General features: G+C 41.7%; 24 protein-coding genes. 17 read left to right on the plus strand and 7 right to left on the minus strand.

What is annotated here, in order from left to right; all coding sequences use genetic code 11:
• The first annotated feature begins 7 nt into the window (after window positions 1-7).
• The 15 genes from rsmH (at window position 8) to lpxC (ending at window position 17,267) form a co-directional block, all read left to right on the plus strand.
• A complete protein-coding gene (gene rsmH / locus AAEZ22_RS07385; protein WP_089368734.1) occupies window positions 8-946 on the plus strand; it encodes a 16S rRNA (cytosine(1402)-N(4))-methyltransferase RsmH in 939 nt (312 codons plus the stop codon).
• Window positions 943-1,269 (plus strand): cell division protein FtsL, encoded by a 327-nt coding sequence (gene ftsL / locus AAEZ22_RS07390; protein WP_011329159.1) that lies wholly within the window; start codon window positions 943-945, stop codon window positions 1,267-1,269. Before rsmH ends, ftsL begins: the two co-directional genes overlap by 4 nt.
• On the plus strand, window positions 1,266-3,083 hold the full coding sequence (locus AAEZ22_RS07395; protein WP_352296702.1) for a penicillin-binding transpeptidase domain-containing protein: 1,818 nt from the start codon (window positions 1,266-1,268) through the stop codon (window positions 3,081-3,083). Before ftsL ends, AAEZ22_RS07395 begins: the two co-directional genes overlap by 4 nt.
• The gene (murE, locus tag AAEZ22_RS07400; RefSeq protein WP_306287749.1) at window positions 3,076-4,554 is read left to right on the plus strand and encodes a UDP-N-acetylmuramoyl-L-alanyl-D-glutamate--2,6-diaminopimelate ligase; all 1,479 of its coding nucleotides are present in this window, start codon (window positions 3,076-3,078) and stop codon (window positions 4,552-4,554) included. The genes AAEZ22_RS07395 and murE overlap by 8 nt, the downstream gene beginning before the upstream one ends.
• Window positions 4,551-5,933 (plus strand): UDP-N-acetylmuramoyl-tripeptide--D-alanyl-D-alanine ligase, encoded by a 1,383-nt coding sequence (locus AAEZ22_RS07405; protein WP_352296705.1) that lies wholly within the window; start codon window positions 4,551-4,553, stop codon window positions 5,931-5,933. The genes murE and AAEZ22_RS07405 overlap by 4 nt, the downstream gene beginning before the upstream one ends.
• Window positions 5,933-7,015, plus strand: coding sequence for a phospho-N-acetylmuramoyl-pentapeptide-transferase (mraY, locus tag AAEZ22_RS07410; RefSeq protein WP_011329155.1), 1,083 nt, complete (start codon window positions 5,933-5,935; stop codon window positions 7,013-7,015). The genes AAEZ22_RS07405 and mraY overlap by 1 nt, the downstream gene beginning before the upstream one ends.
• On the plus strand, window positions 7,016-8,356 hold the full coding sequence (gene murD, locus AAEZ22_RS07415; RefSeq protein WP_306287750.1) for a UDP-N-acetylmuramoyl-L-alanine--D-glutamate ligase: 1,341 nt from the start codon (window positions 7,016-7,018) through the stop codon (window positions 8,354-8,356).
• A complete protein-coding gene (ftsW, locus tag AAEZ22_RS07420) occupies window positions 8,353-9,528 on the plus strand; it encodes a cell division protein FtsW (protein WP_041454565.1) in 1,176 nt (391 codons plus the stop codon). The genes murD and ftsW overlap by 4 nt, the downstream gene beginning before the upstream one ends.
• A complete protein-coding gene (gene murG, locus AAEZ22_RS07425; protein ID WP_350628189.1) occupies window positions 9,525-10,601 on the plus strand; it encodes an undecaprenyldiphospho-muramoylpentapeptide beta-N-acetylglucosaminyltransferase in 1,077 nt (358 codons plus the stop codon). Before ftsW ends, murG begins: the two co-directional genes overlap by 4 nt.
• A 42-nt stretch (window positions 10,602-10,643) precedes the next feature.
• Window positions 10,644-12,053 (plus strand): UDP-N-acetylmuramate--L-alanine ligase, encoded by a 1,410-nt coding sequence (gene murC / locus AAEZ22_RS07430; RefSeq protein ID WP_225740939.1) that lies wholly within the window; start codon window positions 10,644-10,646, stop codon window positions 12,051-12,053.
• The gene (locus AAEZ22_RS07435) at window positions 12,050-12,970 is read left to right on the plus strand and encodes a D-alanine--D-alanine ligase (protein WP_011329150.1); all 921 of its coding nucleotides are present in this window, start codon (window positions 12,050-12,052) and stop codon (window positions 12,968-12,970) included. The genes murC and AAEZ22_RS07435 overlap by 4 nt, the downstream gene beginning before the upstream one ends.
• 1 nt (window position 12,971) lies before the next feature.
• Window positions 12,972-13,751, plus strand: a complete 780-nt coding sequence (locus AAEZ22_RS07440; protein WP_011329149.1) for a cell division protein FtsQ/DivIB — start codon at window positions 12,972-12,974, stop codon at window positions 13,749-13,751.
• Window positions 13,748-14,980 carry a cell division protein FtsA gene (ftsA, locus tag AAEZ22_RS07445; RefSeq protein ID WP_011329148.1) on the plus strand — a complete coding sequence of 411 codons (1,233 nt, stop codon included), beginning with the start codon at window positions 13,748-13,750 and terminating at the stop codon, window positions 14,978-14,980. Before AAEZ22_RS07440 ends, ftsA begins: the two co-directional genes overlap by 4 nt.
• Before the next feature lie 21 nt (window positions 14,981-15,001).
• The gene (gene ftsZ / locus AAEZ22_RS07450; RefSeq protein ID WP_011329147.1) at window positions 15,002-16,252 is read left to right on the plus strand and encodes a cell division protein FtsZ; all 1,251 of its coding nucleotides are present in this window, start codon (window positions 15,002-15,004) and stop codon (window positions 16,250-16,252) included.
• Between the two features lie 103 nt (window positions 16,253-16,355).
• Complete coding sequence (gene lpxC / locus AAEZ22_RS07455) at window positions 16,356-17,267, plus strand: UDP-3-O-acyl-N-acetylglucosamine deacetylase (protein WP_011329146.1); 912 nt, start codon at window positions 16,356-16,358, stop codon at window positions 17,265-17,267.
• Between the two features lie 90 nt (window positions 17,268-17,357).
• Here lpxC and yjjG read toward each other — a convergent pair whose 3' ends face one another.
• From yjjG to AAEZ22_RS07470, 3 genes are all read right to left on the minus strand, one after another.
• Complete coding sequence (gene yjjG, locus AAEZ22_RS07460) at window positions 17,358-18,032, minus strand: pyrimidine 5'-nucleotidase (protein WP_011329145.1); 675 nt, start codon at window positions 18,030-18,032, stop codon at window positions 17,358-17,360.
• 14 nt (window positions 18,033-18,046) lie between these two features.
• On the minus strand, window positions 18,047-18,592 hold the full coding sequence (gene yjjX / locus AAEZ22_RS07465; RefSeq protein WP_341255271.1) for an inosine/xanthosine triphosphatase: 546 nt from the start codon (window positions 18,590-18,592) through the stop codon (window positions 18,047-18,049).
• 76 nt (window positions 18,593-18,668) lie between these two features.
• The gene (locus AAEZ22_RS07470) at window positions 18,669-19,574 is read right to left on the minus strand and encodes a phosphoribulokinase (protein ID WP_011329143.1); all 906 of its coding nucleotides are present in this window, start codon (window positions 19,572-19,574) and stop codon (window positions 18,669-18,671) included.
• 116 nt (window positions 19,575-19,690) lie between these two features.
• Here AAEZ22_RS07470 and AAEZ22_RS07475 point away from each other — a divergent pair, with 116 nt between their 5' ends.
• Window positions 19,691-20,569 carry a hypothetical protein gene (locus AAEZ22_RS07475; protein WP_011329142.1) on the plus strand — a complete coding sequence of 293 codons (879 nt, stop codon included), beginning with the start codon at window positions 19,691-19,693 and terminating at the stop codon, window positions 20,567-20,569.
• A 74-nt stretch (window positions 20,570-20,643) separates the two neighbouring features.
• On the plus strand, window positions 20,644-21,009 hold the full coding sequence (locus AAEZ22_RS07480; protein ID WP_011329141.1) for a hypothetical protein: 366 nt from the start codon (window positions 20,644-20,646) through the stop codon (window positions 21,007-21,009).
• 246 nt (window positions 21,010-21,255) lie between these two features.
• On the opposite strand, the gene AAEZ22_RS07485 is transcribed toward AAEZ22_RS07480, so the two are convergent.
• The 4 genes from AAEZ22_RS07485 to AAEZ22_RS07500 all read right to left on the minus strand — a co-directional run bounded on the left by AAEZ22_RS07485 (window position 21,256) and on the right by AAEZ22_RS07500 (window position 25,782).
• On the minus strand, window positions 21,256-23,829 hold the full coding sequence (locus AAEZ22_RS07485; RefSeq protein WP_193038438.1) for a M1 family metallopeptidase: 2,574 nt from the start codon (window positions 23,827-23,829) through the stop codon (window positions 21,256-21,258).
• A gap of 158 nt (window positions 23,830-23,987) precedes the next feature.
• Complete coding sequence (locus tag AAEZ22_RS07490) at window positions 23,988-24,668, minus strand: site-specific integrase (protein ID WP_011329139.1); 681 nt, start codon at window positions 24,666-24,668, stop codon at window positions 23,988-23,990.
• Window positions 24,669-24,835: 167 nt separating this feature from the next.
• Window positions 24,836-25,186, minus strand: a complete 351-nt coding sequence (locus AAEZ22_RS07495; RefSeq protein ID WP_011329138.1) for a DUF2750 domain-containing protein — start codon at window positions 25,184-25,186, stop codon at window positions 24,836-24,838.
• 17 nt (window positions 25,187-25,203) lie between these two features.
• Window positions 25,204-25,782, minus strand: a complete 579-nt coding sequence (locus AAEZ22_RS07500; RefSeq protein ID WP_011329137.1) for a glutathione S-transferase family protein — start codon at window positions 25,780-25,782, stop codon at window positions 25,204-25,206.
• Window positions 25,783-25,824: the final 42 nt, after the last annotated feature.

A 25,824-nucleotide genomic window follows, 5' to 3' on the forward strand; every position in this document is an offset into this window, starting at 1 on the left:
ATAGCTAATGACAGCACAATTTGAACACGTATCCGTGCTTATGGACGAAACCATAGATGCACTTGCAATTAAGCCAGACGGTATATACATGGATGGCACTTTTGGACGTGGCGGTCATTCAGGTCAAATATTAGCGCGCCTTGGTAGTGAAGGTCGCCTACAGGCCATAGATCAAGATCCACAAGCAATTAAATCGGCTGAAAAATTTGCAGATGATCCACGCTTTGCAATTGCTCATACACGCTTTTCAAACCTATACGATGTGGCTGAGCAAAACGATCTGATTGGCAAAGTTGATGGCATTTTACTTGATATTGGCGTGTCGTCGCCACAGCTTGACGATGCACTGCGTGGCTTTAGCTTTATGAAAGATGGCCCGCTGGATATGCGCATGGATCCAACCACAGGGCGCAGTGCTGCACAGTGGCTGGCCGAAGCTGAACTTGACGATATTACCCATGTTATTAAAAAACTAGGTGAAGAAAAGTTTGGTAAGCGCATTGCGCACAAAGTGCTGGAAGTTCGCGAACATACGCCAATTACCACCACTAAGCAGCTTGCCGACTTGGTAGATGAAGCGGTACCGGTTAAAGATAAATTTAAACACCCAGCTACACGAACTTTTCAGGCTATTCGCATTTATATAAATAGTGAATTAGAAGAAATTCAAACAGCATTACAATCTGCGATTAAAGTTCTTAAGCCAGGTGGTCGCTTAGTTGTTATTTCGTTCCACTCTTTAGAGGATCGTATTGTAAAACAATTTATTAGAAAGCAAAGCCGTGGCGAGACGCTACCTCGAGGTTTACCTTTAACTGACGCACAAATAAATCAAAATTTGACATTAAAAGCTGTGGGTAAAGCCATTAAGCCAAGCGCTGCAGAAGTAGAGCGTAACCCACGTTCACGTAGCTCTGTACTTAGGATTGCGCAGAGGCTGGGATGAGTAAAAAAGCGAGCTATCGTCAACCTAATTTATTTTTTGAAATAATTAAAGGCCTAGGTGCTAATAAGCTTACCTCGGCCTTATTGGTTGTGATACTCGCTTCTAGTTTAACTTTGGTGCAAATAACGCACCTTGCGCGAGGGCAACTTATCGAGCAAGACTCGTTACTGCAACAACGCGACGAATTAGATTTAGAGTGGCGTTACTTATTAGTAGAAGAAGAGTTTTACTCTCAGCATGCACGCATTGAAGAAGTTGCTATATCGCAGTTAAAAATGAAACGGCCAACCAGCCAAGATGAGCAGGTGATAATACTACAATGAGAACTCGCGGCAAAAAACCGGTTAATAATTTAATCACATGGCGCTTTACTTTAGTTTGCGCAGTGGTGTTTTTAGTGTTTGTAACACTCGTAGCCCGTGCTGCTTATTTGCAAATATTAGAACCAGATAAAGCCCGATCAGAAAGCGATAAGCGTACGGTGCGAGTTGAAAAGCTGCATGTACAACGAGGCATGATATTTGACCGCAATGGTAAAGAATTAGCGGTAAGTGTACCTGTAGTGAGTGTGTATGCAGACCCCAAAGCACTGCACAAATCATTGGTATCTAAAGTACTAAGGCAAGCACGTAAAAATGGTGAAGATCACCAAACATTAGCAGAAAATGCTGCTGAGCTAGATAAGCGTACTGCACTTTATTATAAAAACGATTTGCGCTGGCGTGAGCTTGCCGATGTTTTACGTTTAGAACCTAAAAAAATAAACTCACGCTTGCTAAACGATCCAACGCGCCGCTTTGTATATTTAAAGCGTCAAGTAACCCCCGCAGTGGCAAATTACATTGGTGATTTACGCCTACCAGGCATTCATTTACTCGACGAGTCAAAACGCTATTATCCCGCAGGCGAAGTAACTGCGCATATTATTGGCTTCACAAATATTGATGGTAAGGGTATTGAAGGCATAGAAAAGCTTTACGAAAATGCCCTTACAGGTGAAGAAGGCCGTCGTACAATTCGTAAAGACGCCCAAGGCCGTGAAGTTGCAGTACTTGACGAGCGAGAGCGTGTAGAGCCCGAAAGCATTCACTTAAGTATTGATCAGCGCATTCAAGGTATTGCTTACAAAGCGCTAAAATCGGCAGTGCTTACTTATAAAGCCACATCTGGCTCTGCCATGGTGGTAGATGTTAAAACCGGCGAAGTATTGGCTATGGTAAATAGCCCATCGTTTAATCCTAATAATTTAAATGACGCTGCCCCGCATAAGCGCCGTAACCGTGCTATTACAGATTTGTTTGAACCAGGTTCAACCGTTAAGCCTCTAGCCATTTTAGCTGGGCTAGACTACGGCGCAATTAAGGCCGATGACACCATTGACACCTACCCAGGTTGGATGCGATTAGGCGGCAGCTTAGTACAAGATACCCGTAACCACGGTGAGATGACGCTGCGCGAAATTTTAAAATATTCCTCAAATATGGGCGTTGCTAAAGTAACTCAGTTGGTACCCAAAGATTATTTAGTGGGATTATTTCAAAAGGTAGGATTTGGATCGGATTCTGGCACCGGTATGGTGGGTGAAAGCAGTGGGTTGTTTTATCCAAATCGCCGTTGGTCTGACTTCGAAATTGCTACATTATCATTTGGTTATGCTATTGCGGTAAGTACCGCGCAAATGGCACGTTTTTACACCATGTTAGGCGCAGGCGGAATTAATCGGCCATTAACCATTTTAAAGCAAGATGACATCCCTGAGGGGGAGCGTGTTTTTAAACAAAAAGACGTAGAAGCGGTTGTACACATGATGGAAAGTGTATTTGAAAAAGACGGTACAGCGCGCAGAATTAACGTAGATGGTTATCGCGCTGCTGGTAAAACAGGTACTTCTAAAAAAGCAGCTGTTGGTGGCTACGGTGACGAATATGTAGGCTACTTTGCCGGTATTGCACCTGCAAGTAATCCTAGATTAGCAGTGGTAGTGATGATTAACGAACCCGGCGGCGATGTGTACTATGGAGGTGCCACTGCTGGCCCTGCATTTGCAGAAATCGTCTCTAACGCATTAAGAATATTAAACGTAGCGCCCGATAAGGAAGAGGTAGCGTACGTAAAAGGTAAAGAGAACGATGCGTGATTTAAAAGCAATTTTAAAATATATAGAGATAGATGCTCCCTCGCAGCAGGTAGGGCACCTACGCCTTGATAGCCGGGAAGTAACGCCCGGTGATGTATTTGTGGCAATTAAAGGTCATCAATTAGATGGCGGACAATTTATTGCGAAGGCAATTGAAAATGGCGCGGTTGCAATTATTGCCGACAGATTATGCGAATTTGAAACTAGTTTTGAGCCACTTTACTTAGTGTCAGAGCTGACTAAAAAGCTCCCTGAGCTGGCGAGTCGCTTTTACCAGCAGCCAAGCCATATGCTTGATTTAATTGGTGTGACAGGTACAAACGGTAAATCGACCACCACGGCTATGATCGCTCATTTAGCGCAGTTTTGTAACAGCCAGTCGGCCATTATTGGCACCTTAGGCTATGGTCATCCAGATAATCTAACACCACTAATAAATACCACGCCATCGTCGGTTGATTTACAACGAATTTTAAATGATTTAAAGCAGCAAAATACCAAGCTAGTGGCGATGGAAGTGTCATCCCACGGATTAGTACAGCAGCGGGTTGCACAGTGTCAATTTAAAGCGGCGGTATTTACTAATTTATCGCGCGATCACCTCGATTACCATGGTGACATGGCGCGTTATGGTGATGCCAAGTTAATGTTGTTTAAAGACTTTGAGCCTGAACTTGTGGTTCTTAATCAAGATGATGGACAAACAGATCAGTGGCTCGAAAAATACAGCTTTAATAGTTTAGTGTGTTACGGGCGAAAAAACTTGCCACCTAAAAATGCACAGTTTGTGTACTTTTCAGACGTTACTTATTCAGCGCAAGGCATAGCAGCACAATTAACTACAAGCTGGGGCGATATTGCTATAAAGTCGCCGTTATTTGGCGAATTTAATTTATATAATTTAACTGCGGCACTTGCAACTTTATTGGGGCTAGGTTATCCGCTAGCACAATTAATTGCAGGCTGTGCGCAATTGCAACCGGTAGCCGGACGCATGCAAGCATTTAGCGCCAAAGGCAAGCCAACCTGTATTGTTGATTACGCTCACACACCCGAGGCACTTGCGCTTGCGCTGCAAGCATTACAGCAGCATGTACCTGGTGGAGTAAGTTGTGTATTTGGTTGTGGTGGCGACCGCGATAAAGGCAAGCGGGCATTAATGGCACAAGCGGCAGAGCAAAATGCGGATAAGGTTATTATTACCAGTGATAATCCACGTTCAGAAAATCCTGACGCCATTATTGCCGATGTAGCACAAGGTTTAGCGCAGCCAACAAAAGCTTATTTAGAGGCCGATAGAGCAACAGCTATTAGTTACGCTATAAACAATGCCAAAGCAGACGAGGTTATTCTTATTGCTGGTAAAGGCCATGAAGACTATCAAATAATAGGTGAACAGCGCATCGATTTTTGCGATCGCCGTTACGTACAACAACAACTAAAAAAAGCAGTAAGAGGGACTCAAGCATGATCCCGATGGATTTTGATTGGCTAGCTAACGTGCTGGCAACCGATTATCAAGGTGATAATCAACCAGTGCTAAATATAAATACAGATACTCGCAGCATTTGCAGTGGTGAAGTATTTTTAGCACTAAAAGGGCCAAATTTTGATGGTCATAAATTTATTGCCCAAGCAAAACAAAATGGTGCGATTGGCGTTGTTGTGCAGCACAAAGTTGATGTTGATATTCCACAGTTTATAGTTGCCGATCCCCGTTTAGCATTGGGAATTATAGGCGGCGCAGTAATGGCGCAAGTAGCCCCTAAAACTATTGCCATTACTGGCAGCGTTGGCAAAACCACAGTAAAAGAAATGTGCGCTGCAATTTTATCTGTGCATGGTGATGTACTAGCCACTAAAGGTAATTTTAATAACGATATTGGCGTACCGCTAACCTTATTACGCTTAGAGCCGCAACACCGTTTTGCCGTTATAGAGTTGGGTGCAAATCATTTAGGTGAAATTGCTTATACCACCGCTATGACCAAACCCGATGTTGCCGTGGTATGTAATGTAGCCGCCGCTCACTTAGAAGGTTTTGGCAGCTTAATGGGTGTGGCTAAAGCCAAAGGCGAAATTTTTGATGGGCTTAAAGATGATGGCGTTGCCATTGTTAATTGCGACAGTGAGTTTAGCCAATATTGGCTAGATAAACTCGATGGCCGTAAAGTAACGCGTTTTTCGAGCAGTGAAAAACTCGATATTTGGGCTGAAAATATTAGCCTAGATGAAAATGCTCGCGCTAGCTTTACCCTATGCACTAAAAACGCACAAATACCGGTTAAGCTTGCGCTACCAGGTAAGCATAATATTAGTAATGCACTTATTGCAGCAGCACTAACCAGTGAGTTTGATGTCACCCTTGAGGATATAGCCAATGCGCTGGCAACCATGGGAGATGTAAAAGGCCGCGTTAATTTAATTAATGTTTCAGACTTATTAACTGTGGTTGATGATACCTATAACGCCAATGTTAAATCGGTTAAAGCCGCCATTGATTTACTAAGTGACATGCAAGGGCATCGTATTTTAGCACTGGGCGACATGGGTGAACTTGGCGAAGAAGCACGTCAATATCATCAAGAAGTAGGCGAATATGCATTAGAGCAAGGCATCAATGAGCTGTTTACTTTAGGTGTATTAAGTCGCTATGCCAGTGATGTGTATGGCCTGCCAAATAGACACTTTTCAAACCGTGAGCAAATGCTGCAACAAATTCAAACAAGTATTAAAAAAGTAGATAAAAAAACCACCATAGTCGTGAAAGGATCACGCAGTTCTCGCATGGAGCTTTTAGTAACCGATTTAGTTAATGGCCAGCAACAAGCCATCAATGGAGTATTTTAATGTTAGTTTGGCTGGCAGAGTATTTAACCCAATATTACACGGGCTTTAATGTTTTTTCGTACTTAACCCTACGTGCGATTTTAGGGATTTTAACCGCATTAATGATGTCGCTTTATTTAGGGCCTAAGTTAATTCGCGCTTTGCAACGTATGCAAATAGGGCAAACAGTGCGCGATGACGGTCCACAATCGCATTTATCAAAATCGGGAACACCTACTATGGGTGGCTTACTGATTTTAGCGGCTATTTTTACCAGTACCTTATTATGGGCCGATTTATCAAATAAATATGTTTGGGCAACGTTATTTGTTATTGGCTCGTTAGGAGTGGTTGGCTTTGTGGATGACTACCGAAAAGTTATTCGTAAAGACCCAAAAGGTTTAATTGCTAAGTGGAAGTATTTTTGGCAATCAGTTATAGCCTTAGTTGTTGCTTGTGCATTATTTTTTACCAGCACTCAAGCCAATGAAACTTCGTTAGTTGTACCATTTTTTAAAGATGTATTACCGCAACTAGGCTTGTTTTACATTGTTATTACCTACTTTGCGTTAGTAGGAACATCAAACGCGGTAAACCTTACCGATGGACTTGATGGCCTTGCCATAGTACCCACTATTTTAGTGGCAGCAGCACTGGCAATTATTGCTTACTTAACTGGTAATGTGAATTTTTCGAATTACTTACATATTCCATATTTACCGCTGGCCAGTGAGCTTGTTGTGGTATGTACCGCAATAGTAGGCGCAGGGCTGGGCTTTTTATGGTTTAACACTTACCCAGCGCAAGTATTTATGGGTGATGTAGGCTCATTAGCATTAGGCGGTGCATTGGGTATTATTGCCGTATTAGTTCGCCAAGAGTTACTGCTTATTATTATGGGGGGAGTATTTGTAATGGAAGCCTTGTCGGTTATTTTACAAGTAGGCTCGTATAAATTACGCGGGCAACGAATTTTTAGAATGGCGCCTATCCATCATCATTACGAATTAAAAGGTTGGCCAGAGCCGCGGGTTATTGTGCGCTTTTGGATTATTTCAATCGTGCTAGTGTTAGCTGGCCTTGCGACGTTAAAGATTCGATAAATGCGATACTTAAGTGAGATAAAAAACAAACAAATAACAGTGCTCGGACTCGGTGTAACCGGTCTGGGCATTGTGCGTTTTTTAGTGTCTCAGGGTTTAACACCAACCGTGGTTGATAGCCGAATAAACCCACCGGGAATTGATTGGCTAAAACAAAATACGCCAACCTTAACTACCTGTTTTGGTGATTTGGACAGTGCCGATCTTTGCGCCAGCGATATGATCATTATTAGCCCAGGCCTTAGCTTAACAATTCCAGCAATTGCTAAAGCTATAAACGCAGGCGTTGAAGTGATTGGTGATGTTGAGTTGTTTGCCCGTATTAATACTAAACCTGTGGTTGCTGTTACGGGATCTAATGGTAAATCCACAGTAGTCACACTGGCGCAGCAGGTATTACTTGCTGCTGGTTATAAAGCAGCATTAGGTGGCAACATTGGCACCGCAGTGCTTGATTTACTACAAAGTGATTTAAGTAACAACGACGTTGATGTGTACGTATTGGAGTTGTCTAGTTTTCAGCTAGATACCACAACAAGTTTACAGCCAATTAGCGCCACCGTGCTGAATGTTTCAGAGGATCACCTCGATCGTTACGCCAGTTATCAAGCTTATATAGATTCCAAGCTGAGTATTTATAATAACGCAGCTTTAGTGATAACCAATGCAGACGACGAAGCCACGCATAGTAAAGCAAAATCCCAATTAAGTTTTGGTGCTAACCAGGGCGATTACAGCCTAGGCGAATATCAGCAACAAACATATTTTATGCAGGCTAACAAAGCCTTTTTACCAGTAACTAGCTTGGCAGTAGTAGGCAAGCACAATTATTTAAATGCTCTTGCGGTAATGGCGCTACTTAGCCCGTTTAATATTAGTAAAGCACAATACAGTACAGCATTTAGCCAATTCAATGGCCTTGCACACCGCTGTCAGTTTGTTGCTGAACGTGCTGGAGTTAAATACTTTAATGACTCTAAAGCCACTAATGTGGGGGCTACTATTGCTGCAATAGATAGCCTTGCAACTAATGGCCAACAATTAATAGTTATTGCTGGTGGGGATGCAAAAGGAGCCGATTTAAACGCCCTTACACCTTACTTACAGCAGCATGTTAAAGCGCTAATTTGCTTTGGAAAAGATGCCAAAGATTTAATGGCATTAACCAATAAAAGCCATTTAACCAATAATATGAGCGAAGCGGTAACACTGGCTAAGCAATTAAGCGAGCCCGGTAATATTGTGTTACTTGCCCCAGCTTGTGCCAGTATTGATATGTACAATAACTACATGCAACGCGGCGATGACTTTATACAATGTGTTATGGCGGAACAGCCATGATGGCCTTTGCCGATATTAAAGAAGCACTAACGCCCAAGCCTTCGGCGCAGCTCTACGATGTACCATTATTGTATTGCATGCTGATGTTAATGGGGGTGGGTTTTGTCATGGTTACCAGTGCATCTATGCCTACAGCAGACAGATTATTTGGTAATATTTATCATTTTACTATTCGGCACGGTATATTTTTAGCTTTGTCGTTTTGTTTATTTTGGATCACCACTTCAGTGCCTATGAGCTGGTGGAAAAAAGCGAATCCGTACTTGTTGTTAGTGGGTTTAGGCTTATTACTTATAGTGCTTATTGTTGGCCGAGAAGTAAACGGTTCAACTCGTTGGATACCCATAGGGCCGTTTAACATTCAGGCATCTGAGCTGGCTAAGCTATTCTTTTTTAGTTATATATCAGGTTATTTGGTGCGTAAACGTAGCGAAGTCCAAGAAAACATAAAAGGTTTTATTAAGCCAATACTAGTATTTGCGGCTTATGCAGGATTAATTTTAATGCAGCCTGACTTAGGTACTGTGGTCGTTATGTTTGTAACTACCGTGGGTTTATTGTTTTTAGCTGGTGCCAAACTTTGGCAGTTTTTTGTATTAATTCTAACCGGTGTTGCCTTGGTTATCGGGCTAATAGTGCTAGAACCATACCGTATGGCGCGGGTTATTGGCTTTTTAGAACCGTGGGACGATCCATTTGGCAAAGGGTATCAGTTAGTGCAATCGTTAATGGCTTACAGTCAAGGTGATTGGTTTGGCCAAGGCCTAGGTAACAGCGTACAAAAGCTACAATACTTACCCGAGGCGCATACCGATTTTATTTTTGCGGTAATAGCCGAAGAGCTTGGTTTTGTTGGTGTATCGAGCATATTAATAGTATTAGGCACCTTAGTGTTTAGAGCCTTACTAATTGGCCAAAATGCACTTAAAAATGGTAAAGAATACGAAGGCTATTTAGCGTTGGCAATAGGTATTTGGTTTGCTTTTCAAACCATGGTGAACGTAGGCGCAAGTGCGGGTATTTTACCTACTAAAGGGTTAACACTGCCGTTTATTTCTTACGGTGGGTCGAGTTTACTCATGATGACAATTGCTGCTGGTATTTTATTACGTGTTGATTTTGAAACTAAAATGGCGACCAAACAAGCCACGTCAGGTGGAGCTAAGCGATGAGTAAAAAGTGTGTTGTAGTTGCCGGTGGTACTGGCGGACATATATTTCCGGGTATTGCTGTGGCCGACTACTTAAAGCAGCAAGGCTGGCAAGTAAGTTGGATAGGCACTCCCGATAGAATGGAAGCAACGGTTGTTCCTAAGCATAATATTGATATCAATTTTATTAATGTAAAAGGCGTACGTGGTAACGGAATAAAGCGTCTTATTAAAGCCCCATTCATGGTGCTTAATGCAATATTACAAGCGCGTAAGGTATTGAAAAGCGAAAAGCCCGATGTGGTACTCGCTATGGGCGGTTATGTAACTGGCCCAACAGGTATTGCAGCTAAAAGTTTAGGTATTCCGCTGGTGATCCATGAGCAAAACGCCATTGCCGGTATGAGCAATAAGTGGCTTGCTAAGTTTGCTAATCGGGTATTGGCGGCTTTTCCAAGTGCATTTGCTACAGGGCAAGCCGAGTTAGTTGGTAATCCAGTGCGAGAAAGCGTGGCAAATATTGCAGTGCGAGAAGTATCAAGCCCAATTAATATTTTAGTGGTAGGCGGCTCATTAGGGGCGCAAGTACTTAATACAACTTTGCCTGCTGCGTTTGCAGAGCTGGGTAATACCAATGCTATAAGTGTTTGGCACCAAACGGGTAAAGGGCACTTAGGCAGTGTTGAAGCTGCTTATAAGTCGCATGAATTTAGCACTGAAAATACAAAAGTAGCTGAATTTATAGATGATATAGACACAGCTTACGGCTGGGCTGATATTGTTATTTGCCGCTCGGGCGCGCTCACTGTGAGTGAAATTGCCGCTGCTGGTAAAATGGCAGTGTTTGTGCCTTTTCCGCATGCGGTGGACGACCATCAAACAGCTAACGCACAGTATTTAGTTGTGGCAAATGGTGCATTACTAATGCCACAAGGGCAGTTTAATCAACAATCAATTGTTGCGCTTTTAAGCCCATATTTAGCTAAACCTTCATTAATTAAAGAAATGGCGGCAAATGCAAAACAGCAAGCCATTTTAGATGCCACAGCAAGCGTAGCTATGCACTGTGAGCAAGTAACCAATAAGAGAGCATAAGTGAAACAAACGTCAATAAGAGAGCAATATACACGACCAGCAATGCGTCGCATTGAAACCATCCACTTTGTTGGTATTGGCGGCGCAGGCATGGGCGGCATTGCCGAAGTACTCGCGTTTGAAGGTTATAGGATTACCGGTTCAGACATTGCGCACAGCGCTATGACAGACAGGTTAATTAAAGCCGGTGCAGAGGTGTTTATTGGGCATCACGAAAATAACGTAAAAGATGCCAATGTAGTGGTTGTTTCCAGTGCTATTGATGAAACAAATCCAGAAATTATAGCCGCAAAGGCCGCAAGAGTACCTGTGGTACGCCGCGCCGAAATGCTCGCTGAGCTAATGCGCTTTCGCCACGGTATAGCTATTGCGGGTACACACGGTAAAACTACAACAACCAGTTTAATTGCCAGTATTTATGCACAAGCTGGCCTTGATCCAACATTTATAATTGGTGGCTTGTTAAATAGTGCCGGCAGCAATGCAAAAGTAGGTAAAAGCGACTTTTTAATCGCCGAAGCGGATGAAAGCGATGCCTCATTTTTACACTTACAGCCAATGGTATCGGTGATCACTAATATTGAAGAAGATCACATGGAAACCTATGGCGGCAGCCTAGAAAAAATGAAAGACACTTATGTGGACTTTATTCATAACCTGCCGTTTTATGGCTTAGCTGTAGTGTGTATTGACTCTGAAGTAGCGAGCGAGCTTATACCGCGTTTTGGTCGCCCAGTGATTACTTATGGCGAGTCGAGCGATGCGGATTATCGCATGAGCGACTTTAGCCAGTCGGCAAACACGTGCAAGTTTACGGTAACCAATAAACAAGGCGAGAGCTTAACCGCAACGCTAAATATGCCAGGCAAGCATAATGCACTTAATGCCACTGCAGCTATAGCGGTAGCAAAAGATCAAAATATTGCTAATTTCGCTATTTTAGAAGCATTGCAAAAATTTGAAGGTATTGGCCGACGTTTTCAGCACTACGGTGAATTTGAAAACGAACGTGGCAGCGTAATGTTAGTTGACGATTATGGGCATCATCCGTCAGAAGTGGCCGCCACTATTACCGCTGCTCGTGAAGGCTGGCCAGATAAGCGTTTAGTTATGGTGTATCAACCTCATCGCTTTACTCGTACTCGCGACTTGTACGAAGATTTTGTAAAGGTATTAGCCGAGGTTGATCAGTTGTTACTACTCGATGTATACAGTGCTGGCGAAGAGCCAATTGTAGGCGCAGATAGTAAAAGCTTATGCCGTAGTTTACGCCAGCGCGGTAAAGAGCCCCGCCACGTAGCTAATAGCGCAGAGCTGGCAAGCGTATTAGCCGATTGCTTACAAAATAACGATTTAGTATTAACCCAAGGGGCTGGCAACATAGGGCAATTAGTAAAAACCTTAGCCGCTACGGGTATGTCGATAGAAAAACTTAAACAAGGTGAAGTATGACACAGTTAAATACGCAGTTTGGTAAAGTAGCGGTGCTGTTAGGGGGTAACTCAGCAGAGCGTGAAGTGTCATTAAGATCAGGACAAGCGGTATTAAATGCATTGCAAAATCATGGCATAAACGCCATTGCCTTTGACCCAAAAGAGCGCCCGTTATGGGAGCTAAATGAGTTAGCAATTGATAGAGTGTTCATTGCACTGCATGGTCGTGGTGGCGAAGACGGTACAGTGCAAGGTGCGCTTGAATTTATGAACCTGCCGTATACTGGCAGTAACGTACTAGGCTCAGCGCTGGCTATGGATAAAGTGCGTTGTAAGCATTTATTTAAATCGGCAGGGTTAAGTACCGCTCCTTATACCGTGGTTGATGCCAAAAAAGGCTTTGATGCAGCGGCAATAATGCAGCAATTTAAAAAAGTGATGGTAAAGCCGTCACACGAAGGCTCAAGTATTGGTATGGCACAAGCAAGCACGCCACAAGAGCTTGAAGATGCACTGAGTAATGCGTTTAAGTTTGATAGCCAAGTGCTAGTTGAACAGTGGATCAGTGGCCGCGAATTTACCATAACGGTATTAGGCGATGAAGTGTTGCCAGTAATCGAAATGACAACCCCCAATGGTTTTTATGATTACCAAGCTAAATATCAAGCAACCACCACGCAGTATCATTGCCCTGCAGATTTATCGCCTGCAGATACCGAGCACTTACAAGCAATGGCACTCGATGCATTTGATTTAGTAGGTGCTAGCGGCTGGGGACGCGTAGATGCAATGCAAGATCAGCAAGGTAATTTTTACTTATTAGAAGTAAATACAGTACCCGGTATGACCGAAAAGTCGCTTGTACCTATGGCGGCAAAAGCACATGGTGCAAGTTTTGAGCAATTAGTTGTTCGCATTTTGGAGCAAACACTTTAATATGCATCCCCTTTTAGAAAAAACGCTACAAATCAAACAGCAACTTAACTGGTCGCTAATTTTTGGGGTGAGTTTTTTTCTAGCTGTGGTAATCGGCTTAGTGCAAATTACTACAGGTGTATCGGATTGGTTGGTAGAAAATAAAGATGCCCAAATTAAACACTTAACGGTGCAGGGTAATCCTAAATATACCGACGAAATCGCTATTATTAGGGCGATTAAAAAAGCAGATTTAACTAGCTTTTTTGACCTTAATGTAAAGCATGTACAGCAATTGGTACAAGATTTACCTTGGGTGGCAAGTGTATCGGTGCGTAAACAATGGCCCGACACACTGCAAGTTTATGTAGTTGAGCACCGCGCTGTTGCGCATTGGAATAGTGACTTGTTACTTAATCAAAACGGCGATGCATTTGAAGCTAAAAGTAATAAGTTAAGTAAAAACTTACCTCAACTATATGGCCCAGAGGGCAGTGAGCAAGAAGCATGGATTGCGTTTCAGCAATTTGACGAAATGCTAAAAGTAAACGCATTAACGTTAAAAAGTTTAGCGTTATCGGAGCGTTTCTCATGGCAGTTGTGGCTAGATAATGGAGTGCGCTTAAATTTAGGGCGCAAAGACAAAGCTAAGCGTGTACAGCGTTTTATAGACGTTTATCCACGCATGGAAAAGCGTGCAGATGCTCAAATAGATGCAATCGATTTACGCTACGATACTGGCCTTGCAGTCAGCTTTAAGCCATTGCAAGAAGAACAATTACAAAATAAGAGTAAGGCATGACTAAGTCAGCAGAAAGAAACCTAGTGATTGGATTAGACGTTGGCACCTCAAAAGTGATTGCAACGGTAGGTGAAATCACCGCAGACAACAAACTCAGTATTGTTGGTGTAGGCACGCAAATATCCCGAGGTATGGATAAAGGCGGCGTAAACGATTTAAACTTAGTATCTGAGTCTATTCGCCGAGCCATAGACGAAGCCGAATTGATGGCTGATTGTCGTATTAGCTCAGTGTACCTTGGTATCTCTGGCAAGCATATACAATGCCAAAACGAAAGCGGTGTAGTAGCAATTAACAACACCGAAGTAACCGATGAAGACATTGAAAATGTGATTCATATTGCCCGCTCAGTGCCTATTTCAGCAGAGCGTAAAATGCTACATGCGTTACCACAAGAATACAGTATCGACATGCAAGAGGGGATTAAAAATCCACTCGGTATGAGCGGCGTACGTATGGAAGCACGTGCTCACATTATTACGTGCTCAAACGATATGGCAAAAAATATCGAAAAATGTGTACAGCGTTGTGGGCTTGAAGTTGACCAGCTTATTTTTACTGCACTTGCCTCATGTTACTCGGTACTGACCGATGATGAAAAAGAGCTGGGAGTAGCAGTACTTGATATTGGTGGTGGCACTATGGATATCACTATATACATTAATGGTGCACTGCGTCACTCAGCGGTTATTCCGGTGGCGGGTAACCAAGTAACTGGCGATATAGCAAAAATATTTCGCACACCTATATCACATGCAGAGGCACTCAAAGTACAATACGCCTGTGCTAGTAGCCAAATGGCCAGTAATGAAGACACCATAGAAGTACCGAGTGTAGGCGGACGCCCAGCTAGATTAATGTCGCGTCATACATTATCGGAAGTGGTAGAGCCAAGATTTAGAGAATTATTTGAATTAGCGATGGAAGAAATTCGTCGCTCAGGGTTAGAAGACCAAATTGCAGCAGGTCTCGTTATCACAGGCGGAACTGCTAAAATGGCCGGCGCAATGGAAGTAGCAGAAGATATTTTCCAAATGCCGGTAAGAATAGGCAAACCAATTGGGATAGTTGGTTTGACAGACTATGTGGACGATCCTTCGTACGCAACCGCTGTTGGTTTGTTACAATACGGGCGTACCATGCAATCAATGAATGCACAAAAGTTGAAAGCAGAAGGGAATAATAATTTATGGAGCCGCATTACTAAGTGGTTCCAAGGCGAGTTTTAGTACTCAAGTCGGAGAGTAAACATGTTTGATATGATGGAACAACATAGCGAAGAAGCTGTAATAAAAGTAATTGGCGTGGGCGGCGGCGGCGGTAACGCTGTTGAGCACATGGTAAAACAGCAAATTGAAGGCGTATGCTTTATTGCTGCTAATACAGACGCACAAGCATTACGTAACTCAGCAGCGCACGTTACTGTACAATTAGGCACGCAAATAACCTCTGGGTTAGGAGCCGGTGCAAACCCTGAAATAGGTCGTCAATCAGCTGAAGAAGATGCTGATACAATTCGTGCCAGCCTTGAAGGTGCCGACATGGTATTTATTGCAGCAGGTATGGGCGGCGGTACTGGTACTGGTGCAGCGCCTGTAGTGGCAAAAATTGCAAAAGAGCTTGGTATTTTAACCGTAGCAGTAGTTACACGTCCTTTTGACTTTGAAGGTAAAAAGCGAGCTGCAGCTGCTGAACAAGGCATTAATGAATTGTCAGAAATTGTAGATTCACTTATTACAATTCCAAACAATAAACTGCTTAAAGTTTTAGGAAAAGGGACTACACTTTTAGATGCCTTCGCTAAAGCTAACGACGTATTATTTGGTGCGGTTCAGGGTATTGCAGAGTTAATTACTCGCTCTGGTCTGATCAACGTGGATTTCGCCGACGTACGTACAGTAATGTCAGCAATGGGTCCTGCAATGATGGGTACTGCGTCTGCATCAGGTCCTGATCGTGCACAAGAAGCAGCAGAAGCGGCTATCTCAAGCCCATTACTTGAAGACGTAGATTTAACAGGTGCTAAAGGTATCTTGGTTAATATTACTGCGGGTATGGACATTGCGATTGAAGAATTTGAGATTGTTGGTAACCACGTAAAAGCATTGGCATCAGAAAATGCTACTGTGGTTGTAGGTGCAGTAATTGACCCTGAAATGACCGATGAATTACGTGTAACTGTAGTTGCAACTGGCTTAGGTGGCGATCGTCGTCCGCAGTTTGGCATTGTTGATAATGGCTTTAAAAAAGCATCAGGTTCTGATGTAGCCAGCACTTCAAACCAAAGTAGCAGCATGTACGTACCAAGCTTTGCAAGCCAAGGCACAAGCGCTGAAGAAAACACAGCAAAGACGCAAGTTGAAAGTGACGAAAAAACAACTTCATCTAGTGCTAACAAAAGCACAACGAGTGCTGCAGCGCCAAGTAACAAAAAATCAGATAAGTCAGAAGGCGGAGATTATTTTGATATTCCTGCTTTTTTACGTAAACAAGCTGATTAATATAAACAGTATTTCGTTTGAAATGTGAACGAATATTGCAATTGCGGCGTATTTATGTTAGTATCCGCCGTCTAACTGTAACTGAATTTAAGTGAGCGAACCTATGATTAAACAGCGAACGATTGCACAAGTAGTCAAAGCCATAGGAATTGGACTTCATAAAGGTGAGAAGGTCACAATAACTCTCCGACCTGCGAGCGCAAATACTGGGATTGTATTTCGTCGTGTCGACCTTGATCCGGTTGTTGATTTTGAAACAACACCTGAAGCCGTTGGTGATACGCAATTATGTACCTGTTTAATTAACAAAGATGGTGTTCGCTTATCAACTACTGAGCATCTTATTGCCGCTGTTGCTGCAATGGGTATTGATAATCTAATTGTAGAATTAGATAGCTCAGAAGTGCCAATAATGGATGGTAGTGCATTACCATTCATTTATTTGTTACAAAAAGGCGGTATTGAAGAGCAAAATGCAGCAAAACGCTTTATTCGTATTAAAGAAAAAGTACGTATTGAAGAAGGCGATAAATGGGCCGAGTTAGAACCGTATGACGGTTTTCATATCGACTTTGAAATTGCCTTTGATCACCCAGCTATCAATGAAAGTCGCCAACGTATTGGTTTAGATATTACGACGAAAAGCTTTATTGAAGAAATTAGCCGTGCACGTACTTTTGGTTTTATGAAAGACATTGAATATATGCATGCTAACAACCTAGCATTAGGTGGCAGCATGGATAGCGCAGTAGTACTTGATGAGTTTAAAGTGTTAAATCCAAACGGTTTACGCTACAGCGATGAGTTTGTTAAGCATAAGATATTAGACTGTGTTGGTGACATGTTTATGACAGGTCATAACATTTTAGGTAAAGTAACTGCATTTAAATCGGGTCACGATTTAAATAATAAATTACTACGTAAATTAATGGCTACTGAGTCAGCATGGGAGTGGGCAACCTTTGAAACGCCTGTAACGATGCCTGCACCCGGCCTTGAATTAGCGCCAGCCTAATTTATTGCTCACACAGTTATAAAAAATGACGCTAATTAGCGTCATTTTTTTTGCCTATTGAAAATACTTTAAGTGCGTAGCTACCTACAGCTACAGCTCTAAAATACTTTGTAACTGCTTCAAATGAGTAACGGTATAGGTAGGCTTTATACCCTCGGGCAACTGCTCGTTTGGGTGTTGTAACCAGCAGGTATCAATCCCCGCATTATTACCGCCTAAAATATCGCTTGTGGCAGTATCGCCAACCATTAATATTTGGCTTTTATCTGGGTTACCCATTAATTCAAAGGTATGGTCAAAAATAGCTTTATTAGGCTTAGCTATGCCCACTAATTCAGAAATGACTAACCATTCAAACATATCTTTTAAACCAGTATGCTCAAGGCGCACGGTTTGTAAACGTGCAAAACCATTAGTAATAATACCCAACTTAGCGTGGGGCTTAAGTTTATTTAACAGCTCTATGGCACCGGGTAGCGGCTCGCATATTTCTGCCATAGCATCTAAAAATGCATCATTAAGCTCTTTTGCTGGCACATTTAGTTTAGTAGCCCATTCGCTAAAGCGAGTAACCTGCAAGTAGTCGGCACTAATGTCGCCATTTTGGTAATCAACCCATAGTTGCTTATTGGTTTTTTGATAATGAAGATAGTCGGCTTGGCTAAAATCTACGTTATATGTTTTAAACATGCGAGTCATGCCCGCTAAAATATCAAATCTAAACAAGGTTTCGTCTGCATCAAACAGCACGTAACTGTATTTCATTAAACTTCCTAAAATTAATTTGTTTGGCAATAAAGCGCTGAATGTAAAAAAGGTGCCATGGCCAAAGTAAGTGCCTGAGTATAGGTACTTTCGCGGGTGGCGTGGTTATTAGTGAGTAAACCAATAGCGCCGCCTTGCTGCTTTATATTGGTGGTATTAAAAGCCTTATCCATAACATCGCCAAGCTCTGCACCATTAAGTAATGCGTTATACAGTATTTGCGGCAAAGGTAGGTTGCTACTGCGCCCTACAACTTGATTTACCGCGTTATCGATAACTACATAGGCAAAGGTTGCGGCACCGTAACTAAATTGCTCTGCACCGCCTTCCATGGCCACATAATAGTGGGCTTGGTAGTGCTCTTTGCAGTAATTCACTCGGTTTTGTGCGCCAATGCGAGTTTGCTCTTCACCAATAGGTTGATCAGGCACACCCGAGGGAGCATTTACACCTTGGCAGTCAATGTCACGCTCTGGAAAATATATGCTAAAAATGCACTTAGCAGCATTTATTTTTACTGGGTTTTTAGAGCCCACAATAACTTTTAATGGTTGCGACATGCTGATCTCACTTTAAGCAAAATCAGCAGTGTACGTGAGTTGGCTTTAACAAAAAAGGGCTGTGGGTTATCCAATATCAAATAGGTAAATCCAGTGGTGCTAGGTTTTCTAATGCTCGTTTTTTTAAAATAATATCTTTAATGAGTGGGGTAAGTACCAACTCCATTGCCAAGCCCATTTTACCGCCAGGCACTACCAAGGTATTAATACGCGACATAAAGCTACCTTGGATCATCTGTAAATAGTACGGAAAATCGACATCTTCAATGCCCCTAAAGCGGATCACCACAAAGCTTTCATCGAGTGATGGAATGTCTTTTGCGCTGAACGGGTTAGAGGTATCTACGGTAGGGACTCGTTGAAAGTTAATATGGGTGCGTGAAAATTGTGGAGTAATATGGTTAATATAATCGTCCATACTGCGCACTATAGATCCCATTACCGCTTCGCGTGAGTGACCACGATCAGAGGTGTCGCGGATCAGCTTTTGGATCCACTCAAGGTTGATAATGGGCACCATACCAATAAGTAAATCTACATGTTTTGCTACATCCACATTGTGCTCTTGATCTACAACAGCGCCATGCAATCCTTCGTAAAATAATAAATCGGTATTTTGCTCTAGGTTTTGCCACGGAGTAAATGTGCCGGGCAATTGGTTGTAAGGGACCGCTTCGTCAAAGGTATGTAAATAACGACGCAGTTTACCTTGGCCGGTTTCACCGTAGCTATCAAATAGGGTTTCTAGTAAACCAAAGTCGTTGGCTTCGCGGCCAAAGTAGCTAATATGTTTGCCTTCTTGTTGCGCGTCACGTACTTTTTTTTCCATTTCAGGGCGAGTGTAACGATGAAAGCTATCCCCTTCGATAAAAGCCGCACTAATGTTAAGGCTACGAAAAATATGTTTAATTGCATTCGTGGTGGTAGTTGTCCCCGCACCTGAAGAGCCGGTTATTGCAATAATAGGATGTTTAGCTGACATATTAATTCTCTTTTATAAGACCCGGTTAGTTATAAAGATGTTGCTGGTCTAGGTCAAGTGACGTAATCAGCAAATAACGTTATCATGGGGTGCTTAAAAATAAAACGAGATAGAGCATGAAATTTTTAAAACCACTACTAGGGTTGTTTTCAATAAGCGCTTTAACGCTCTCAGTAGCACAGGCAAGTATGCCCAAAAGCCAAGTATTATTAGCCGATTTAAATACTCCTTATGGCCTGCAAGTTACTATTGTGAGCGACAGTGATAGTTATAATAATCAGCCTCATATACACAATAATGGTGTTTACTTTACCCATGAAGTATTAAGTGTTGAGCAAAGCCAAACCGATATTGCTTACTACGACTTTGCAACAAAACAAATTATTAATATAACCAATACGCCAGTAAGCGAATACTCACCAACCGTAATGCCAAATAAACAAAGCTTATCGGCAATTGTGGTAGAGGCCAATGGCAAGCAAAAGCTATGGCAATATCCGCTTGATAGCGAAGTTGCAGCAAGTCGTATTTTTGACTGGATAGAGCCAGTGGGATATCACGCATGGGGTATAAATAACGATTTAGTCATGTTTATTTTAGGTGAGCCACATACATTACAATATAGCTTGGTTGCAGCGGCAAAAGGGCAAGTTGTGGCAAAAAACATTGGTCGTACGCTTATTTACAATCATACAATGGCGCAGTTTATATTTAGTTACACCCAAAATGAGCAACATATTGTAGCGCGTTTTAACCCACAAACTAAGCAGGTAGAAAACTTACTTAGATTGCCGCTACAAGTACAAGACTTTATCTTAAAAGACGACAGTACGCTGGCTTATGCGCTTAACAACCGTGTTTACCAACGTAACCTTAGTGGCAATAACACTGTATCGCAATGGCTGGATTTAACACCCTATTGCCATACCAATATTACCCGTATGAGTTATAACAACGACAAACTTGCTTTTGTTTGTGATGTAGCTGAGGACTAATTTAAATAAATTTCAGACTTTATAATGCGTATGCGTTAAGGTTATGCGCAAATTTAACTAATAGGGATTACAACGTGGCTTATAGTGCAGACGAGCTTACTGAGCAGCTAATTAAATTAGAGTGTAGAAGTAATTTTAAAATAAAGAATATTGCCGAATACATGTTAGTTAATTCAAAAGAAGCGTTTTACACGCACAGTGAAGGCGGCAAAGGTAAAATTATAATTCGCCCAGCGTTTGAAGTGTTTAGTGATGATTTTACCGATATTGATGGGGTAGTGCGTACTCAGGGCTACTTTCATAGTAGCGAAATGACGCGTTTTCCTACGCGTATTTATAAAAGTGCACAGCCGATTCATTATGGTGTCGCGTTTAAAATAAACTCTGAACAAGCAGCAAAAGATTTTATTGCTAAACTAACGATGATTTTAGGCGGGTAATAGTAAAGGTTTATAAATCAGCTTTCAGGCTTCAGATTTAACAAAATATCGGCCAAGCTAGGTTTAGGTTATAAGTAGGCAAGGCAGTATGCCGCGCTTTTTTAAAGCCTGGTAAATTTAACACCACAGCGCAAAATGCTAGGTATTAGTAAAAAACAAACCAAGCTCGCAGTAAATTATTAGCTACGAAGCTTGGTTTTGTTATCAGCTCTAGGCTCTAAAATAAAACCTAGAACCCTAATATAGCTACTTACCTTTTAAGAAGTTATTAACCGATTCAAGCTCACGATTTTTCAGTGCAATACAATCATTAGTACTTTCTTCTAGCTTACTTAAAGTACGAGCGTAACCTGGTATTTCAGCTAACTTAGTATTAAAGAAGCTTTGTGTTGTGGCAAAGCTATTTGCATCACAATTTGCAGTTGTAAAATACGGTAGGTTAGGGATAAAAAACGGCGGTAAGCTTGCTGTTACTTTATCGTAATTACTGTAAACCCAGTCAATAAACAGCGCTTGGCGCTCATCAGTATAGCTTTGTCCTGCTAAAATAGTGCGCATGTCGGATGCGGTTACTTCATCTGTTAAGCTGTAAGCCAATACTGCTTTTTGCAGTGCAGGTTTTGCAAAGTAGCCCATAGCCGAGAGCATATTAGTACGTACTTGTGGATCTTTGGTGGTTTTAAAGGTTGCCATAAATTGATCAAGCAACGCTTTATCGCCGTTAAAAGCAGCTAAAGTTAAATAAGTACCTGCTAAGTACGGGTCTACTTTTTGTGGATCGTTTAAATAAACCTGAGTTTGCTGTTTTGCTTTATTGATCACATTTTGATCTTCGCCATCAAAACCTAAACGCGATACAACCGCAGCTCGAAGTTGTGAAATAGCGCCATCTTCACCTACTTTTGCCTCTAAGCCATATTTTTTAGCCGCAGGGGTTACTGCACCACGAATAAATTTAGGCCATAAGTCTTTATTGCTATCGTCTTTAAAGGTGCGTTGTTGCGATACTAAATAGCCCAGCGCGGTATTAGCAACGCGAGGGTGGCTGTCGCTTATAAATACTTCAAGCGTTTGCATTAACTTAGCGGCCGATATAACACCAGCATCAAGTAGTGCATCGGTAGCAGATAATAACGCTAAACGTTCGCGGTCATCTAGCTTGTCAGCAGCATTGTCGATAAGCGCACTAAACTGTGCATCGTCCATCACCCAGCGGTAATAACCCAATGCGCCTTGATCGGGATAAATCCACTCGGGTGCAAAATCTAAATCTAGCGTTTGGCTTTGTTTATTAAGTAATACGTTCGCTGTTTTTACTTTATCGCCCGCGCCATATTTAATTGCAACAGGCACATTCCATAATTGCTCAGGCGCATCAACACCGGCATTTACAAAGCGACTTTGCGATATAGTTATTTTACTACCTTGCTGAGCTACTTTAATCAGTGGGTAGGAAGATTGCTCAATAAACGATTTTAAAACACTCGCTACATCTTTATTAGAAGCTTTGCCAAGTGCTTGCCATAAATCGGCAGCTTCGGCATTTTTATAGGAAAATTCTTTTAAGTAATTTTGAATACCTTTTTGAAAGGCCTCTTCACCTATCCAGTTTTCAACCATAGCAAGTACCGAGCTACCTTTGCTATAAGCAAGGCCTAAACCATCCATAATATCGGCTTCGGTTTTAATTGGTTTACGAATTGGTTTAGTACTCAAACGCGCATCAAGTGGCATAACGTTATTTTGTGGTAAATCTAGGTGCGATTCAAATTCAGGGTTTAGTTGCTTGGTAATTTTTGCCGCCATCCAACTAGCAAACGCTTCGTTTAACCATAAATCGTTCCACCACTTCATCGTTACTAAGTTACCGTACCATTGGTGTGCAAGTTCGTGAGCAATAATAGACACATTGCGTTGTTTTTTACTGCGCGTAGCGGCAGCTAAATCAACCAATAAAATATCTTCTCGGTAGGTTACAAGTCCTGAGTTTTCCATGGCACCAAACGGAAATTCAGGTACAGCCACCGAATCTAGTTTTTGATACACATAAGGAATACCAAAATACGCCTCAAGTGCGCCTAGTACTTTTGGCATGTTTTCTTTTGCGTACTGGGCTAAATGAATTTTACCTTGTGGGGTAATTACGCGCCCTGGCACCGACATACCTTCAACATTAAGCTCTTCAAAAGGGCCCACAGCCATTGCTACTAAATAAGAAGGAATAGGCGGTGTTTTATCAAAAAAGTGGGTGGTCATGTCGCCATTTACTGTAGTTTTAAGCTCAGGTGTATTGGCATATACTTTTTGTGAGGTAGGCGCGGTAATAGTGAGCTGAAATGGAATTTTGTAGCTTGGCTCGTCAAACACCGGAAATGCACGGCGCGCATCACTCATTTCAAACTGAGTAAATAAGTAAGGTGTACCTTGATCTAATGTTTTATATAGCCCAACACTTTGGCGATTATATGGCGCTGAAAAATCAATTTTTAAGGTGTATTTACCCGGCTGAATTTGCTCATCACAGCTAAATTTTACTTTACCGGTTTTGAGCATTTCGCTGTTTAAGTCACAATTTTGCTCGCCAAGTAATTGTGCCATTTTAGTTGCGTAAGCCACGCCGTTTAGCTCTATGTAGTTAGTTGGCTTGAGTACTTCTAAAATAATTTCAGTCATTCCGCTAAAGTTATCTTGGCTTGGATCGAGTGTTAACGACACTGATTGACTGCTTGGTTTTGCGAGTTTTTCAATTACAAATTCGTTAGCATTTGCTGCGTTCATCGCGAATGCAACACTTACGGTTAAGAGGCTTTTAAGAAACATAGTATCCCTAGTTTATTATTGTTATAAATGACTAAAGTAGACAGCGTTACCACGCTACTTCAATAGAAACGGTATTATATGCGGATATCCTAGCAGCTTTCTTTTATGGAGTAATCGAATAACCCCGGATTTGGACGAGTAAATAGTAACAAAGTTTGTCAGTGACTATCGCGATTGATAAAGCGCTGCCAATGCAGTTGTGAGTTAATAACGCGAATTTGCCCAATTATGCTATTTAACACTGCTACATTGCTATAATTTGGGTGTGGGTATTCGTTAAAGCCCATTAAATAATTAAACGCGTCTTTAGAGTTAGCTTGCAGTGCATAAATACGTACTTGCTGCTCAAAGTTAAGCCGCAGGCTACTTATAGCGGTTTTCATTCCGAGTTGGTCAATGTTTGGAATTGCACATTTTTGTAAGTAACCAGCGCGCTCGCCTTCGCCGCTAAACCAAATGCGAACTTTTTCGCTGTAGCGACCGGTTTTAGCTGGCAAGTCGAACATTAATCGCTGTTGGTTTTGGCTTTTTATAAATGCTAAATAGTCGTTAAAGCCAGCATTAATTAGCGCTTGATGTACAGGAATAAGTCGCGGTTTTATTTTTCCGTGGGTATGAAAACTAAAACATAAAATGTTTTGCTCAACAGTTAAGTCATCAAGTGTTAAACAGCCTATTTCGTCACTATAAGCGCCCGTATAGTAAGCAATTAATGGCAACCAAAAATGCCAATGTTTTGCTTGTTCACGCACCACGCGCATATCGCCATAAATATAGCCAGTGTAAAGTGTGTGCAGCTCCATAGCTGAAAAAGGACGGCGACCAAGATGGGTTTTCAACGGTGTACCTTGAAAATAATGACAAAATACATTTTATACCCAAAACATAGCAAGATGCGAGTATGTTTTGGGTATAAATACTTATACCTAATTAATTAAAACAAAAAAGCCAACTAGCACGAATGCAGTTGGCTTTTTTTATGCTTTATTAATTAAGCTATAGTGAATTATTCACTTAATGCGCGTGCTAAACCTACTGGTTCAATTTCTACGCATACTTGGTCGTCATTCCAGTTAAGGCCAACTAAAGCATTGTCTTCGTTTAGGTCTTCAACCCATTCATCTAAAAATTCATCAAGGCCAATTTCTACTGGGCTGTACTCTTTCCACTCGTCTTTACACTGAGCTTTAGCAGCCGCTTCGCTTTCCCAAAGTAGTAATACGTCAGTCTCGTCAAATTGATTTGAATCACACACTACAAAGCCATTATCTTCTGCACCTAGTGCCCAAATTACTTCGCTCATACGTACTTTTTCAACAAAGTTGACTAGTTCTGATTCAATCTCGATATCGCTCATGTGTTTACCTTTTTAAATTAATGACTAGGACTGGTATTTATTGCTGCTTGGCGTTGGCCATATTGCTCATAAAAAGCAACAAGCGCTGAATGCTGACTAATGTCGGTTAGTTCACGAAAGCAAATCCAATCAAGCAGGCAGTATAAACTGATGTTGAGGTATTCACAGCCTTTAAATTCATCATCAGTTAAATGATCATTTAAAAAGTGTAATGTTTCAACAATACGTTCGTTTTGCAAATTAAAAAATAACGCATCACTTTGCGTATCAAAACCAGAGCGCTGGCATAAAAGCATTTCCACTAAAGAGTCATTACAGGCATTAATAGTGGTAAGTAAGTGCTCTTGCGGCCAAGTTAATTTTGGCTGTGCTGTTTTTTCAAGTAAATAACGCAGTATTGAGTTTGAATCACTAAGGGTTAAATTGCCATCTACGAGAATAGGGATTTTGCGTGCTGGGTTTTTGCTCACCATAGTTGGGCGATCTTGCGCTGAAAAAATATCCAGATTAATAAACTCTAAATCACAGTTATTTTCCAGCGCCCATATTCTAATACGGCGTACATAAGGCGAGGTAACAGAACCAAATAGTTGCATAATTACTCCATAAAAAAGCCGCATAAGCGGCTTTTTTCAAAA

This window comes from Pseudoalteromonas sp. 20-MNA-CIBAN-0454 (genome assembly GCF_040308685.1).
Lineage (GTDB): Bacteria > Pseudomonadota > Gammaproteobacteria > Enterobacterales > Alteromonadaceae > Pseudoalteromonas > Pseudoalteromonas nigrifaciens.